Below are 12,865 nucleotides of genomic sequence, written 5' to 3'. Positions count from 1 at the left end.
CGGATCGGCGTCGGCACACCACCGACCGGCATCCAGGAGGAGCCCGAGCATGACCGAGCCGGCACGTCGTCGTACTCGCCCGGCCCCGCAGCGCCGCCGGTGAGCGCCCTGGTCCAGGTCGCGTCGCCGGACGGAGCCGCCGTCATCGGTACCGCCCAGCAGGTCGCCGACCTGGTGGCCACCTTCGCCTTCGGCGTTTCCGGCGCCCTGCTGGCGGTCCGCAAGGGGTACGACTTCATCGGCCTGACCGTCCTGGCCTTCGCGACGGCCTTCGGCGGCGGCGTCATCCGGGACGTGATCATCGACAAGGGAGTCCCCGTCGCCTTCGTCGACCTGCAGTACGTGTGGGTCTCCCTGGCCGCCGCCGTGATCGTCTTCGTCATCGATCCCCCCGCCCGCCTCACCCACTGGCCGCTGAACATCGCCGACGCCGTCGGTCTGGCCCTGTTCTGCGTCACCGGCACCCTCACCGCGTACCGCAACGGCCTGGCCGCCGTCCCCTCCGCCCTGCTGGGCATCCTCACCGCCATCGGCGGCGGCATCATCCGCGACCTGCTCGCCAACCGCCCCCCTCCGGTCCTGCGCCCCGACCAGGACCTCTACGCCGTCCCCGCCGTCATCGGCGCCACCGTCAGCGCGCTCCTGCTCCACTTCGACAGGTACAACACCCTCACCGGCGCAGCCGCGTTCCTCGTGGCCCTGTCCGTCCGGCTGCTGGCCCTGCGCTTCCACTGGCACACGACCGTCGCCGTCGCCAGGACCCTGCGCCGGCCCAAGCGGTAGCGGGCCTCCGAGGGGCCGTCCCGGCTTCGGAGGGAAGCCCGTGTCCCGGGCTCGAAGGGTCAGGCCGTGACGGTCCGGGAATCCGGCGCCGCGTCGAGGACGGTGTTCCCGGCGCGCCGGGCCTTCGCGCCCCGGCGGTCGGCGATCAGGAGCAGGGTGAGGCCGAGGGCGACCCAGGCGGCGAGGGTCAGGGCCGGGAGCGCCGCGCCGGTGCCGTCGAAGAAGGCGAGGGAGCGGAGCAGGCTGCCGGAGGCGCCGGGCGGCAGGACCTGGCCGAGGGCGGACCAGCCGGAGGGGAGCCAGTACGGGCCGCTGCCGAGGCCGGACAGGGGGTTGCCCAGGAGCATCATGACGGCGGCCCCGGCGCCGAGTCCGGCGAAGCCCGCGAGCGCCTCCAGGCCGATGAAGGTCATGGACAGGGCGGCCATGCCGAGGCCGAGACCGAGGCCGGTGAGCCAGTAGTTCCCGGCCAGCGACCCCGTTCCGTACTGGAGGCATCCGGCGACGGCGAGTCCGGCGAGCAGCGAGAAGAGGACGACGCCGGTGAAGCGGGTGCGCAGGCCCGCGTGGCCCGGGAAGAGGCGGGTGAGGACGACGGCGGGGAAGATCCCGCCGAAGACCAGCGGCAGTCCGGCGGCGGCGAGTCCGGCGCCCCGGGCGTCGTCCTCGGGGAACGGCACGAGGTCGTGGACGGTGGCCTTCACGTGCTGCTGCTCCGCCGCCGCGTTGCCCAGGGCGGTCAGGGCGGCGGTGGCCGTGGGGGCTCCGGCGGTGGCCGTGTAGACGTCGATCCCGCCGGTGCCGAGGGCCAGGCCGCCCGCCACCTCGCGCTCCTGGATCGCGGTGGTGAGGGCGGCGGTGTCCTCGTAGACGGTGACGTCCCACTCGGGCCCGTCGAGCTTCTCCGCGAAGCCCTGGGCGGCGGCCTGCGGGCCGGTCACTCCTACGGGGACCTCGTGGGGGCCGCCGTTGACGCCGGGCAGGGCGAAGGCGCAGAGCATCAGGACGACCACGGCGGTCAGGCCGAGCAGGACGGCCGCGAGCTTGCGGGGCGTGCCCGGGCCGGGGCGGGAGGTGTCGGTTTCCACGGCTTCCGCCGGGGGTGCGGGGTGCTGCTGGGACATGGGGGCCTCTTTCCGGTCCGTCCGGCGGCCGCCTTTCGCGGCGGGAGCGGACTGGGCGGTTCGACGGGGCGGGGGATGGGAGCGGCGGGACGGGAGCGGGCGCGGAAGAGCACCGCTCCGTGCCGGGCGGCGGACAGCCGGACGGAACATCCAGCATGACACACGATTACAGGGTAGACTTATCCATGTGTCAAACCTCAGTGATCCGCCCCCGCACGCCGTCCCCGACGACCTGGTGCGAGCCGCGCTGCGCGTCGCGCGCGCCCGGGACGTCCCCGTCGCCGACGTCCCCCTGATCGCGGTCGCCGAAGAGGCCGGGATCTCCCGGAGCACCCTGATGCGCCGCCTCGGGGGATCCCGCGGCGCGCTGGACGAGGCGGTGCGCGCCGCCGGAGTGGACCCCGGCGGGCAGAAACCGGTCCGCGAGCGGGCCGTGGCCGCCGCCGCCGACCTCATCAGCGAGCACGGGCTCGTCGCGGCCACGCTGGAACGGGTGGCCGACGGCGCCGGGTGCTCCGTGCACAGCCTGTACGCGGCCTTCGGCGGCCGGGACGGCCTGCTGCACGCCGTGTACGAGCGCTACAGCCCGATCCTGGACGTCGAAGCCGTCCTCGCCGCGCCGCGCGAGGACCTCCAGGAGACGGTCCGCACGCTCTACCGGCTGCTGACCGAGGCCCTCGTCCGCGAACCGCGCGTCGTGCCCGCCATGTTCGCCGACGCCCTCGCGCGCCCCGACGACCCGGCCGTCCAGGCCGTCTTCCAGCACGCCTTCTCCCGCATGGTCGAGGGCGTGGGGACGTGGCTCACCGCCGAGGTCGCCGCCGGCCGCATCCGCGACCTGCCGCCACTGCTCCTCGTGCAGCAGATGCTCGGCCCCCTGGCCTCCCACTTCCTCATGCGCCCGGCGGCCGCCCACCTGTCCGCGACGGCCCTGCCCTCACCGGAGGAGGCCGTGGAACTCTTCGCGGACAACTTCCTGCGGGCGGTGGGGGTCCGGCCCCCGGCCCCCTAGAGCTCCTTGTACAGGTACACGTCCTCCGCGCCGCCCGGGACCCCGGGCACGCGGCCCTTCTCCACGTAGCCGTGCCGCTCGTAGAAGGCCGGGGCCTGGAAGGTGTACGAGGAGACGCAGGCGCGGTCGCAGCCGCGCCTGCGGGCCTCGGTCTCGGCGGCGCGCAGGAGCCTGCCGCCCCAGCCGTGATGGCGGCTGTCCTCCCGTACCCACAGCATGTCGACGGAGAGCAGCCCGCCCCAGGTCGAGGCCGTGAGCCCGCCCACGAGCGCGCCCTCCGCGTCCACGGCCTTCACGGACAGCTCGCCCAGGTCGTCGGGGGTGGTGCCGGTCGCTTCCAGGTTGTACGCGTCGAGCCGCTCGCCCAGGTACGCGCCGAGCTCGGCGTCCTCGGCCCCCACGGTCAAGGCCGGTTCGCGCTGGTCGTCCGTCATGCCGCCCGAGTCTGGCACGGCCGCCCGCCGCCGGTGCGGCTCAGGTGATGACTCCACGGGCGACCTTGTCGAAGTGGTCCCGCCAGGCCACCGCGCCGCCGGGCTCCGACGCCGCCCGCGTACGGGCCCGTTCCCGGCGGCAGGGGCCGCAGCGGGTCTCGTCGCCCACCTGCCGGAAGGTGTGCTCCCGGCCCGGTCCCTCGCAGATCACGATCCCGCCCACGGCCGGGGAGTCCCCGGCCGTGGGCGGGCGCTCCGGGAGCTTCTCCGTCAGCCGGTGCCGGAGGAACCCGACCGCCGACCGCACGCCGTCGCCGGGCAGATGGGACGTCAGGGCGTGCCGCAACTCCCCGACCGACACCCCGCGCCGCAGCCACTCCGCCGCCATCTCGGCGAGCCCCCGGGCCTCCCGGACGCCGAGCAGCAGGTCCCGGCTCTGGTGCCGGAGGGAGAGCAGCAGGCGCTCGGCCGTGGCGACTTCGGGCTCGACCCCTTCGGGAGCGGGCGCCTCGGCGGCGGGCTCTTCGGTGGCGGGCGCCTCGGCGAGCTCTTCGACTGCGGGCTCTTCGGTGGGTGGGTGGGAAGGAGTCTTCCCACAGTCTTCTTCTACCGGAAGGTGGGAACCGGCTGTCCGGGGCCTCGCGGAACCGACCGCCGGGTTCGCACCACCCGGCTTCTCCGGTTCCCCCGCCTTCCGCGCCGGTGCGCCGCTCCGGACCGCCGACGCCTCCTCACGCGTGAGGGTGACGTTGGAGAGGACCTGGTGGGTGCTCCAACGGCCGTCCCTCTTCTGCACCCTCCACTCGTGCAGGAACCCGCCCGCCGTCAGCGCCTTCTTCGCCCGCTGGTACTCCCGGGGCCGCAGGCCCAGTTCGTCCGCGTGCTCCCCGAGCGGCTTGTCGGCCTCGGACTCGGGGAGGCCCTGCACGTAGAGGAGGAGGAGCTTGGCGTCGCTGTTCATACCCCGATGGCGTACGACGTCGTTCGCAGCCTTGGTGTAGGAACGGACAGGAGCGATAACATGACGAAACATTTCTGGTGGTTTCCTTGCTGCCCAGAAGTGAAGGCCCCCGAGGAGTGTTCCCGCACCCTCGGGGGCTGCTCTTTTCACAGAGCGTGACGACGTATTTACCGTACAGCAGATTTCACGAACTGATGCAACAACCCCGGCTCCACGAACGGGTCTTCGAGCGTCGGACGTGACCTCCAGTCCAGCGGCCACGTCGTCCCGCGCAGCGCCGGGATCCCCACGTACGCCTCGCTCCTGCCGTTCCCGCTCAGCGCCCGCGTCGGCGCCGGCCACGCGTACGCGGCGGCGGTGCGGGGCGGCAGCAGGAAGTACAGGTTCCGCTCCCCCGTCGCCTCCCGGACGATCGGGCCCGCCTGGAAGTCCGTGAACGCCATGAGGCGGTACGCCACGTCCTCCCCGAGGAACCCGCCGATCCGTACGGCGTCGAAGTGCACGCCCGCGTGGCGGAGGGCGTGTCCGGTAGCGGGGACCCAAGTGGGCGCGCTGTCAAGCGGCTTGCGCAGATTCATGCGGCCAGCCTCCCGGCCGTAGTCTCCTGTGACCAGCGACACAGTCCGGTTGTGCAGGACTGTGCACTCGGGAGGTCGGGTGTGAACAAAGAGAAGAAGAAGACCGCAGGGGCCGCGAAGGCCTTCGGCACGCTCCTGCGCTTCTACCGCGAGCGGGCGGCCATCTCGCAGGAGGCGTTGGGGCTGAAGACCGGTTACTCCAAGTCCCAGGTGGCCATGATCGAGCGCGGAGAGCGGCGGGCGAGAGGGGACTTCGTCGAGATCGCGGACGGGTTACTGGGTGCACAGGGTGCACTCCTGGCCGTCGCGGAGGAGGTGACGATCAGTGCGATGGCCGCATGGTTCGAGGACTACCTGGCGGAGGAGGCGAAGGCCGCCAGCATCCAGGCGTACGAGAACCAGCTCGTTCCCGGGCTGCTGCAGACCCCGGAGTACGCGCGAGCGGTCTTCGGGTGCGCCAGCCCTCCCTGGGAGGACGAGGAGGTGGACGCCATGGTCGCGGCCCGGATGAACAGACACGAGGTGTTCCACCGCAGGCCGCTCCCTCTGATCAGGTTCGTCCTGGAGAAGAGCGCGCTCAAACGCCCCATCGGGGGACGCCCGTGCCTCAAGAGGAACCTCCTGCACATCCTGGAGGTCAGCCAACTGCGCAACGTCGAGATCCAGGTCATGCCGGAGGACTGCGAGACCCACGCCGGGCTCAGCGGCCCGTTCATCCTGCTGGAGACGGCCGAGCGAAAAAGTCAGCTGGTCTACGTGGAAGGGCTGAGCGGCCGGTACTTTCTGACTGAACAGCCCGAGCTGGGCGATGCGTTCGCGCGATTCGGAACCCTGCGCGCGCAGGCCCTGAGCCCGGGAGAGTCCTACAAACTCATCGAACAGGTGGCACGAGAGCTATGAGCACCGACCTCCACTGGATCAAGTCCTCCTACAGCAGCGAGCAGGGCGGCAACTGCGTCGAGGTCGCCGCTACCTGGGTCAAGTCCTCCTACAGCAGCGGCCAGGGTGGCGACTGCGTCGAGGTCGCCACCTGCGTGCACACCGTGCACGTGCGCGACTCCAAGGACACCGGCATCCCCTCCTTCGCGGTCTCCCCGACCGCCTGGGCCGCGTTCGTCTCGGGCGTGTGACGGCGCGCCGACCCGGCGGGGGCGGCCCCGCCGGGTCAGTGCTCGTTGAGCGGGGCTCCGGGGCCTAGCGGGCCCAAGGCGGTGTCAGAGTCGTGCCGTCGGGGAGTTCGGCGGTGAGGCCCAGGCGGGTGGTGACCCACATGTGGGCGGGGTGGTCGGTCGGGTTGGCGACCGACAGTGCGGAGCCGGGCGGGGCCAGTGCCGCGTCGCCGGTGGTGAGTTCGGCGGTTTCGCCGTCGATGGTGAGGCGCAGACGGCCGGACAGGACGTAGAACGCCTCCTCGTGGCTGATCACATGGGCCGGGCCGGTCGCTCCGGCGGGGACCTCGCCGCGCCAGGCGGCCAGGTCGCGGGCGCCCGTGTCCGTACGGACGTAGGAGACGAAGCGGACGCCGTGGATCTCGTGCGTGACGGCGTCTTCGGCGTGGATGAAGGGCATGGTGGACTCCAGTAGACAAGTTGCTTGTCTATATAGACAAGCAACTTGTCGAGTTATAGTCAAGGGCATGGACGACGCCCTGGCCTTCTCCTCGCTCGTGCTGGCCCTCTCCGGCCACCTGGTGCAGGAGATCCACGCCCGCGTGGCCCGGGAGGGGTTCGAGGACCTGCGGCCCGCGCACGGTTTCGCCTTCGCCCGGATCTCCCGGGGCGACGCCACCACGGCCGACCTGGCCGCGCACCTGGGGGTGACCAAGCAGGCCGCCGCCCAGCTCGTCGAGGAGCTGGTCCGCAAGGGGTACGTGGAGCGGCGTCCGCACCCCCGCGACGCCCGCGCCAGGCTCCTGGTGCTGACCGGGACCGGGCTCGCCGCCACGCGGGCCGCCGACCGGGCGGCCCGGGAGGCCGTCGCGCCCTGGCGGGAGGCGCTGGGCGAGGAGCGCTTCGGCGCACTCGTCGCCGACCTGGCCCGGTTCACCCCGCCGGGACCGGTCCGCCCCGCCTGGTGAGCCGGACGGACCGGCCTCTTAGGCTTGCGCCGTGGCGGACGACATCTGGGAGGCCCTGCGCGGCACTCCGATCGGCGAGGTGCGGCGGCGCGTGGCGGCCGTCTGCGAGACGCTCGGGCCCGACTGCGTCCGGGAGGTGCGCGGGGCGCGGCGCTACGTCTTCGACCAGGGCATCGGCCAGTGGGCGGTCTGGTACTTCACCCCCGACCGGCGGGCCCTGCTGCTCACCTACGAGGGGATCGCGGACACCACGCCCGCCTGGAACGACTACGCCACGATGGAGGCGTTCTACCGGGACGTGCCCGAGGACCTCGTCGCCCTCGTGCGCGACGACGGCGACTCGCGCTCGACCGTCGTGGACGAGGAGACCGGCGCGACCCTCCACCTGGCCAGCAGCGTCTTCTGGTGCGACGGGGAGACGTGGTGGATCTCGGAGGGCTTCCTCGATCACTGCGAGGAGGAGGGCTACGACCCGCTGGTGAACTCCTGCTTCGAGGACTGCCTGTTCCCCTACGCCTTCGGGCGCGAGCTCACCCCCGAGTCGGTCGCCCGGCTGGCGGCCGACGAGGAGGACGGGGCGTTCGGGGACGTGGTGGCGAAGGCGCGGGAGCGGCTGGCCCGCTCGTACTGAGCCGCCCTTCCGGTCGGCCCTCGGGGTCTACGGGGTGAGGACGCCGTTCAGGAAGGGCTCCACGGCCTCGCGCCAGGCCTCCGGGTGCTCGTAGTGGAGGAGGTGCCCGGCGTCGGGGATCTCCGCGTACTCCCCGTGGGGGAGGACCCGGACCATCTCCTGGGCCTCCGCGCGGCCCAGTTCGCCGTCCAGGCCCCGGACGACGAGGGTCGGGCAGCGGACCTGGGCGAGCGAGTCCCAGTGGGCGTCGTGGACCCAGGTCTCGCGGGAGGTCAGCATCTGCTCCGGGTCGAACACCGGGCGCCAGCCGTCCGCGTGCTCGGTCATCACCTCCGCGAAGAAGGCGCCCCTGGCCGGATTCGGGGTCTCCACCCAGGGGTCCTCGTCGCCGAACCAGCGGTGGACGGCCTCCAGGGACGGGAACGGCGCCGGCCAGCCCCGGAACCAGTCCTGCCAGGCGCGCTGCGAGGCCGCGCCGAGGGCGGAGGCGCGCATGTCGCAGATGACGAGGGCGCGGACCAGGTCCGGGCGCTCGGCCGCGAGCTGCCAGGCCGTCAGGGCGCCCATGGAGTGGCCGACGAGGGTGACGGGGCCGAGGCCGAGCTGCTCGACGACGGCGGCCGCGTCCGCGACGTACGCCTCGCGCGTGAACGGTCCGGCGGCGGGCTTCTCGCTGGCGCCGTGGCCGCGCTGGTCGAGGGCGACGAGCCGGTGCCCGCCGGTGAGCCGGCTCGCGGCGCGGGCCCAGTGACCTGCGTGGCCCATCAGTCCGTGGAGGAGTAACACGCCGGGGGCGGGGGCCCGGTGGGCTTCCGGCGCGGGCCGGCCGACCGGGCGCGGGACGGCGCCCTGGGCGGGGCCGGGTTGGGGGACGATGCCGGGGAGGGCGGTGGTGCCGCCGTCTCCGCCCGCCGGGACGGTGGCGCTCCGGCCGGGGGCGTCCCGGCCCGTGGTGCCGTCGCCCGTGGGCGCGGGCGTGTGGTCCCAGGCCGTCAGCCGGACGCCGTCGGCCCCGGTGACGTCGAGTCGTCGCGCCATGTCTCCGGCACCCCCTCTTTTCCGTCGAACCTCGCCAGAGTATCGAACTCGCATTCGAAAATGCTCTCCTGCCACTCAACACCCCTCGTTCGAGTGACAGCCCTCAAGGATTGACGCCCGCGACCGAGGGGAGATCTTGAGCGGGAGGCGGACCGCTCGGGGAAAAACGGTCCGAAGGGAATGACCTTGAGAGCTCGGGGCTCCAGGTCAGAACCGGGGAGGACAGGCCCCGGCGCCCAAGGGCGCCGGGGTCCTCTGTTTCCGGTGACGTCGTCCGTCGCCCTCATGACCCCACCCCCTCCGCGCCCAACCCGTACCAGCGTGGCACGCCGAAGGGGCGGGCGTGGCCATTCCGCCGTAAACCGGGGCGCCGCCCGCGAGCCGCACGCCCGGGCCCTTCCGTACGCCCGTACGTCCGTACGTACGGAGGGCGGCGCCCGCGCGGGGCGGGTCGGCGCCCGGCCGGTCCGGACTACGCAGGCGCCGTGCAAGCCCCGTACGCGCGGGGCGGGTCGTCCCGGAACCGTGCGGCCCTCCGCACGGGGGCGGGTCGCGCCCCGGGCCGTGGCGCCCGGGCGGGCGCGAAAGGGCCGCCCTCGGAGTCGTACTCCCGTATCGCGCGCGAGGGAAGGCGGGGTCCGGCCGCGGACGCGAAAGGGCCGCCCCGGGGCTTTCGGGGCGGCCCTGTCCGGCGGTGGGGCGTCAGCGCTTCGCGACGAAGACGTGCGCCGCGACCTCCGCGTCCAGCTCGGCGGCCTCGCCGCTGCTGCCCACCAGGACGCCGCCCGCGGACTCCGAGACGGACACCACGGAGCCGGGCTGCACGCCCGCGCGCCGCAGGGTGTACATCAGCTGGGCGTCCGTCTGGATCGGCTCGCCGATCCGGCGCACGACCACCGTCTTGCCCCCGCTCGCGTCCAGGTCCGCGAGGGAGACCATCGAGTCGTCCAGGAAGGCCTCGGCCTCCGCCTTCTCGCCCAGCTCCTCCAGACCCGGGATCGGGTTCCCGTACGGCGACTCCGTCGGGTGCCGCAGCAGCTCCAGGACCCGCCGCTCCACGGCCTCGCTCATGACGTGCTCCCAGCGGCAGGCCTCGGCGTGCACCTGCTCCCACTCCAGGCCGATCACGTCGACGAGCAGACACTCCGCGAGACGGTGCTTGCGCATCACGCGGGTGGCGAGGCGGCGGCCCTCGTCCGTCAGCTCCAGGTGGCGGTCGCTCGCCACGGCCACCAGGCCGTCGCGCTCCATCCGGGCCACCGTCTGGCTCACCGTGGGGCCGCTCTGGTCGAGCCGCTCGGCGATCCGGGCACGCATGGGGACCACACCTTCCTCCTCAAGCTCGAGGATGGTGCGGAGATACATCTCCGTTGTGTCGATCAGTCCGGACATACGTGCCCCTCGATGAGTCGTGCGCTGGCCCTGCACCAATTCTGACGCATCGGACGGACAACCGGGCCTCGCCCGGGTGACGCGGTACCGGAGGCGGTATTGACAGAGCAATGGTCCAGACCGCACCGTGATCGGCGACCACGACGAGAAGGAGCCGCCGCGATGGGCGAGAGCAAGCTGGCCGGACAGTTCTTCGACGCCGCGATCGGCCTGCTCCAGGAGGTGCGCGACGGGGACTCCGCCGAGATCGCCGCCGCCGGAGAGGCCATCGCCGAGGCCGTCGCGAACGGCAACCGGCTCTTCGCGTTCGGCGCGGGCCACTCCTCCCTCGCCGCGCAGGACGTCGTCTACCGGGCCGGCGGCCTGGCCCTCATGAACCTGCTCGCCGTCCCCGGCGTCGTCGGCGTCGACGTCATGCCCGCCACGCTCGGCTCCGCCCTGGAGCGGGTCGACGGCCTCGCGGGCGCGGTCCTCGACTCCTCCCCCGTCAAGGCCGGGGACGTCCTGATCATCATCTCCCTCTCCGGGCGCAACGCCCTGCCCGTCGAGATGGCCATGAACGCCCGCGCGCTGGGCCTCACCGTCATCGGCGTCACCTCGGTGGCGTACGCGACGGAGACGAAGTCCCGGCACGTCTCGGGGACGTACCTCAAGGACCACTGCGACGTCGTCCTCGACTCCCGGATCGCCGTCGGGGACGCGGAGCTGACGCACGAGGGCATCGAGGCCCCCTTCGCGCCCGCCTCCACCGTCGTCACCAGCGCCCTCATGCAGGCCACCCTCGCCGCCGCCGCCGAGGAGCTCGTCCGGCGCGGCATCGAGCCGCCGCTGCTGCGCTCGGGGAACGTGGACGGCGGGCACGAGTGGAACGGGCGCGTGATGACGGAGTACGGCGACCGGATCTTCTACCGGCGGTGACGTCGGGGGCGGGGCGGAGGGCCGCACGAGGCGTTTCCGGGGTTGACCCGGGTGTGCGTTTCCGGGGTTGACCCGGGTGTCGAACTTAGGGTTACCTAACTTCATGCCCGAGTCCTCGGAAACGCCGTCCCGGCACGGCCTCGACGGCGTGTCCGTCACCCTGCTCACCCCGCTCTACGGCCGCGCCCACGCCGCCGAGCTCCTGCCCGGAACCGACTTCCGCGACCCGATCGCCGAGCGGCTCCTCGAGGAGAGCGGGTTCCGGCCGCCCGAGGTCCTCACCGACCGGGGCAACGCCACCGGCTCCGTCCACCGCGCCATCGCGATCGACGCGCTCACCGAGGCGTTCGCCGCGCGCCACCCGGACGGGGTCGTCCTCTCGGCCGGCATCGGCCTCGACACCCGCGCCCACCGGCTCGCCGACCGCACCCCCGCGACGGTCACCTGGCTGGGCGTCGACCTCCCCCAGGTGATCCGGCTGCGCCGCGAACTCCTGCCCACCGAGCCCGTACGGCTCCACACCGGATCCGTCACCGAGTCCGGCTGGCACGACGCCGTGGCCGCCGAGACCGCCGGACGGCCCGTCCTCGTCCTGGCCGAGGGCCTCCTGATGTACCTCACCCAGGACGAGCTGCGCGGCTTCCTCGCCTCCTGCCGCACGGCCTTCGGACCCGGCACCGAGCTGGCGGGCGACTACTTCCACCCCTGGGTCGCCCTCAGCGGACGCCACCCCATCACCAAGGCCACCGGCGCCCGCTTCCGGTCCGGCGCCGCCGACGGCCGGCACCTGGCCGCCCTCGTCCCCGGCTGGCGGCTGGTCGCCGAGTACCCCGTCCTGGAGCGCATCAGCCTCCCCCACCGCGCGGCCGCCACCCTCTTCCGCCTCCTCACCCTGGGCTCCCGCCCCTACGCGGTCGCCCACCTGGAGGCCGTACCGGCCCCCGTCAGCGCAGGTCCAGCAGCTCCGTCACCCGGGTGAAGCCGTCCGTGCCGTGACCCCGGTCCACGGCACGGCGGGTCAGGGCCGCCGCCGCGCGCATGACGCTCGCGTCGAGCCCGTGGCCCTCGGCGGCGTGCACCACGTGCTCCATGGTCGACAGGCCCGAGGTCAGCGGGTTGCCCTCGCCCGAGTACGCACGGGCGTCCACGTCCTCGGCCCACTCCTGGAACAGCGGCGGCAGGATCGCCCCGATGCCCTGCGCGAACGGCGCGAGCTCCCGGGCCGTGACCCCCTCCGCGCGGGCGAGCGCGAGGGCGTGCACGTACCCCGTCATCGACGTCCAGAAGATGTCGAGCAGCGCGACGTCGTACGCGGCGGCCCGGCCGATGTCCTCGCCCAGGTGCGTGTGGACGCCGCCCAACGCGTCGAGCACCGGCCGGTGTTCGCGGTAGAGCGCCTCGGGGCCGCTGTACAGGAACACCCCCTCGGACGTGCCGATGGTCGGGGTCGGGGTCATGATGGCGCCGTCCAGGTACGCGACGCCGTGCTCCGCCGCCCAGCGGGCGGTGTCGCGCGCCCGCTCCGGGACGTCGGCGCTCAGGTTCGCCACCGTCCGCCCCTTGAGCGCGTCCGTGACCTCCGGCCGCCGCAGTACGGCGTCGGTGGCGTCGTAGTTGACCAGGCAGACCACCGTGAGCCCGCTCGCGGCGACCGCCTCCCCGGCGCTCGCGGCGAGGACCGCGCCCCGCTCGACCAGGTCCCCCTCCCGGCCGGGGGTCCTGTTCCACACGGTGGTCCGTACGCCGGCGTCCAGGAACGCGCCGGCCAGGGCCCGGCCCATCGGTCCGAGCCCCAGGACGGTGACGGTGGGCCGGTCGAGCTGCTGGGCGGGGTTCTGTGCGGGGGAAGAAGGCATGGGTGTACTTCCTTACGTACTACTGAGGTGAACGCGTGGACGACCGCGCGAGGAGAGGGGC

The 12,865-nt window shown here is 73.3% G+C and carries 16 protein-coding genes; 8 read left to right on the top strand and 8 right to left on the bottom strand.

Features of this window, described 5'->3' with window-relative positions; genetic code table 11:
• The first annotated feature begins 99 nt into the window (after nucleotides 1-99).
• Nucleotides 100-783, top strand: coding sequence for a trimeric intracellular cation channel family protein (locus tag ACIQVI_RS13795; protein ID WP_403595066.1), 684 nt, complete (start codon nucleotides 100-102; stop codon nucleotides 781-783).
• A gap of 59 nt (nucleotides 784-842) precedes the next feature.
• Here ACIQVI_RS13795 and ACIQVI_RS13790 read toward each other — a convergent pair whose 3' ends face one another.
• Nucleotides 843-1,907, bottom strand: coding sequence for a hypothetical protein (locus ACIQVI_RS13790; RefSeq protein ID WP_403595063.1), 1,065 nt, complete (start codon nucleotides 1,905-1,907; stop codon nucleotides 843-845).
• Between the two features lie 187 nt (nucleotides 1,908-2,094).
• Here ACIQVI_RS13790 and ACIQVI_RS13785 point away from each other — a divergent pair, with 187 nt between their 5' ends.
• Nucleotides 2,095-2,919: a TetR/AcrR family transcriptional regulator gene (locus ACIQVI_RS13785; protein ID WP_403595060.1), complete on the top strand. Its 825-nt coding sequence runs from the start codon at nucleotides 2,095-2,097 to the stop codon at nucleotides 2,917-2,919.
• Here ACIQVI_RS13785 and ACIQVI_RS13780 read toward each other — a convergent pair.
• The 3 genes from ACIQVI_RS13780 to ACIQVI_RS13770 all read right to left on the bottom strand — a co-directional run bounded on the left by ACIQVI_RS13780 (nucleotide 2,916) and on the right by ACIQVI_RS13770 (nucleotide 4,892).
• Nucleotides 2,916-3,353: a GNAT family N-acetyltransferase gene (locus ACIQVI_RS13780; RefSeq protein ID WP_403595057.1), complete on the bottom strand. Its 438-nt coding sequence runs from the start codon at nucleotides 3,351-3,353 to the stop codon at nucleotides 2,916-2,918. The genes ACIQVI_RS13785 and ACIQVI_RS13780 overlap by 4 nt on opposite strands.
• A 40-nt stretch (nucleotides 3,354-3,393) precedes the next feature.
• Nucleotides 3,394-4,314 carry a hypothetical protein gene (locus ACIQVI_RS13775; RefSeq protein ID WP_403595054.1) on the bottom strand — a complete coding sequence of 307 codons (921 nt, stop codon included), beginning with the start codon at nucleotides 4,312-4,314 and terminating at the stop codon, nucleotides 3,394-3,396.
• Between the two features lie 167 nt (nucleotides 4,315-4,481).
• Nucleotides 4,482-4,892: a hypothetical protein gene (locus ACIQVI_RS13770; RefSeq protein ID WP_161372787.1), complete on the bottom strand. Its 411-nt coding sequence runs from the start codon at nucleotides 4,890-4,892 to the stop codon at nucleotides 4,482-4,484.
• 81 nt (nucleotides 4,893-4,973) lie between these two features.
• Between ACIQVI_RS13770 and ACIQVI_RS13765 the strand changes: the two genes are divergently transcribed.
• Nucleotides 4,974-5,792: a helix-turn-helix domain-containing protein gene (locus ACIQVI_RS13765; protein ID WP_403595051.1), complete on the top strand. Its 819-nt coding sequence runs from the start codon at nucleotides 4,974-4,976 to the stop codon at nucleotides 5,790-5,792.
• On the top strand, nucleotides 5,789-6,022 hold the full coding sequence (locus ACIQVI_RS13760) for a DUF397 domain-containing protein (RefSeq protein ID WP_403595048.1): 234 nt from the start codon (nucleotides 5,789-5,791) through the stop codon (nucleotides 6,020-6,022). Before ACIQVI_RS13765 ends, ACIQVI_RS13760 begins: the two co-directional genes overlap by 4 nt.
• A gap of 64 nt (nucleotides 6,023-6,086) precedes the next feature.
• On the opposite strand, the gene ACIQVI_RS13755 is transcribed toward ACIQVI_RS13760, so the two are convergent.
• Nucleotides 6,087-6,461, bottom strand: a complete 375-nt coding sequence (locus tag ACIQVI_RS13755) for a cupin domain-containing protein (RefSeq protein WP_403595045.1) — start codon at nucleotides 6,459-6,461, stop codon at nucleotides 6,087-6,089.
• A 67-nt stretch (nucleotides 6,462-6,528) separates the two neighbouring features.
• On the opposite strand from ACIQVI_RS13755, the gene ACIQVI_RS13750 reads away from it, so the two are divergent.
• Together ACIQVI_RS13750 and ACIQVI_RS13745 are read left to right on the top strand one after the other, a co-directional pair.
• Nucleotides 6,529-6,969: a MarR family winged helix-turn-helix transcriptional regulator gene (locus tag ACIQVI_RS13750; RefSeq protein WP_403595042.1), complete on the top strand. Its 441-nt coding sequence runs from the start codon at nucleotides 6,529-6,531 to the stop codon at nucleotides 6,967-6,969.
• Between the two features lie 31 nt (nucleotides 6,970-7,000).
• Nucleotides 7,001-7,600 carry a hypothetical protein gene (locus tag ACIQVI_RS13745; protein WP_403595039.1) on the top strand — a complete coding sequence of 200 codons (600 nt, stop codon included), beginning with the start codon at nucleotides 7,001-7,003 and terminating at the stop codon, nucleotides 7,598-7,600.
• A 27-nt stretch (nucleotides 7,601-7,627) separates the two neighbouring features.
• Here ACIQVI_RS13745 and ACIQVI_RS13740 read toward each other — a convergent pair whose 3' ends face one another.
• Together ACIQVI_RS13740 and ACIQVI_RS13735 are read right to left on the bottom strand one after the other, a co-directional pair.
• Nucleotides 7,628-8,638, bottom strand: a complete 1,011-nt coding sequence (locus ACIQVI_RS13740) for an alpha/beta hydrolase (protein ID WP_351969050.1) — start codon at nucleotides 8,636-8,638, stop codon at nucleotides 7,628-7,630.
• Between the two features lie 702 nt (nucleotides 8,639-9,340).
• A complete protein-coding gene (locus ACIQVI_RS13735; RefSeq protein ID WP_121828282.1) occupies nucleotides 9,341-10,030 on the bottom strand; it encodes a metal-dependent transcriptional regulator in 690 nt (229 codons plus the stop codon).
• Between the two features lie 162 nt (nucleotides 10,031-10,192).
• On the opposite strand from ACIQVI_RS13735, the gene ACIQVI_RS13730 reads away from it, so the two are divergent.
• Together ACIQVI_RS13730 and ACIQVI_RS13725 are read left to right on the top strand one after the other, a co-directional pair.
• A complete protein-coding gene (locus ACIQVI_RS13730) occupies nucleotides 10,193-10,948 on the top strand; it encodes an SIS domain-containing protein (protein WP_121828281.1) in 756 nt (251 codons plus the stop codon).
• Nucleotides 10,949-11,051: 103 nt separating this feature from the next.
• A complete protein-coding gene (locus ACIQVI_RS13725; RefSeq protein WP_403595034.1) occupies nucleotides 11,052-11,927 on the top strand; it encodes a class I SAM-dependent methyltransferase in 876 nt (291 codons plus the stop codon).
• Here the strand turns inward: ACIQVI_RS13725 and ACIQVI_RS13720 are convergent.
• Nucleotides 11,893-12,804 (bottom strand): NAD(P)-dependent oxidoreductase, encoded by a 912-nt coding sequence (locus ACIQVI_RS13720; protein ID WP_403595031.1) that lies wholly within the window; start codon nucleotides 12,802-12,804, stop codon nucleotides 11,893-11,895. The genes ACIQVI_RS13725 and ACIQVI_RS13720 overlap by 35 nt on opposite strands.
• Between the last annotated feature and the right edge of the window lie 61 nt (nucleotides 12,805-12,865).

Origin of the sequence: Streptomyces sp. NPDC098101, from assembly GCF_044760185.1 — a bacterium.
Lineage (GTDB): Bacteria > Actinomycetota > Actinomycetes > Streptomycetales > Streptomycetaceae > Streptomyces.
This window is presented reverse-complemented; position numbering and strand designations above follow the sequence as displayed.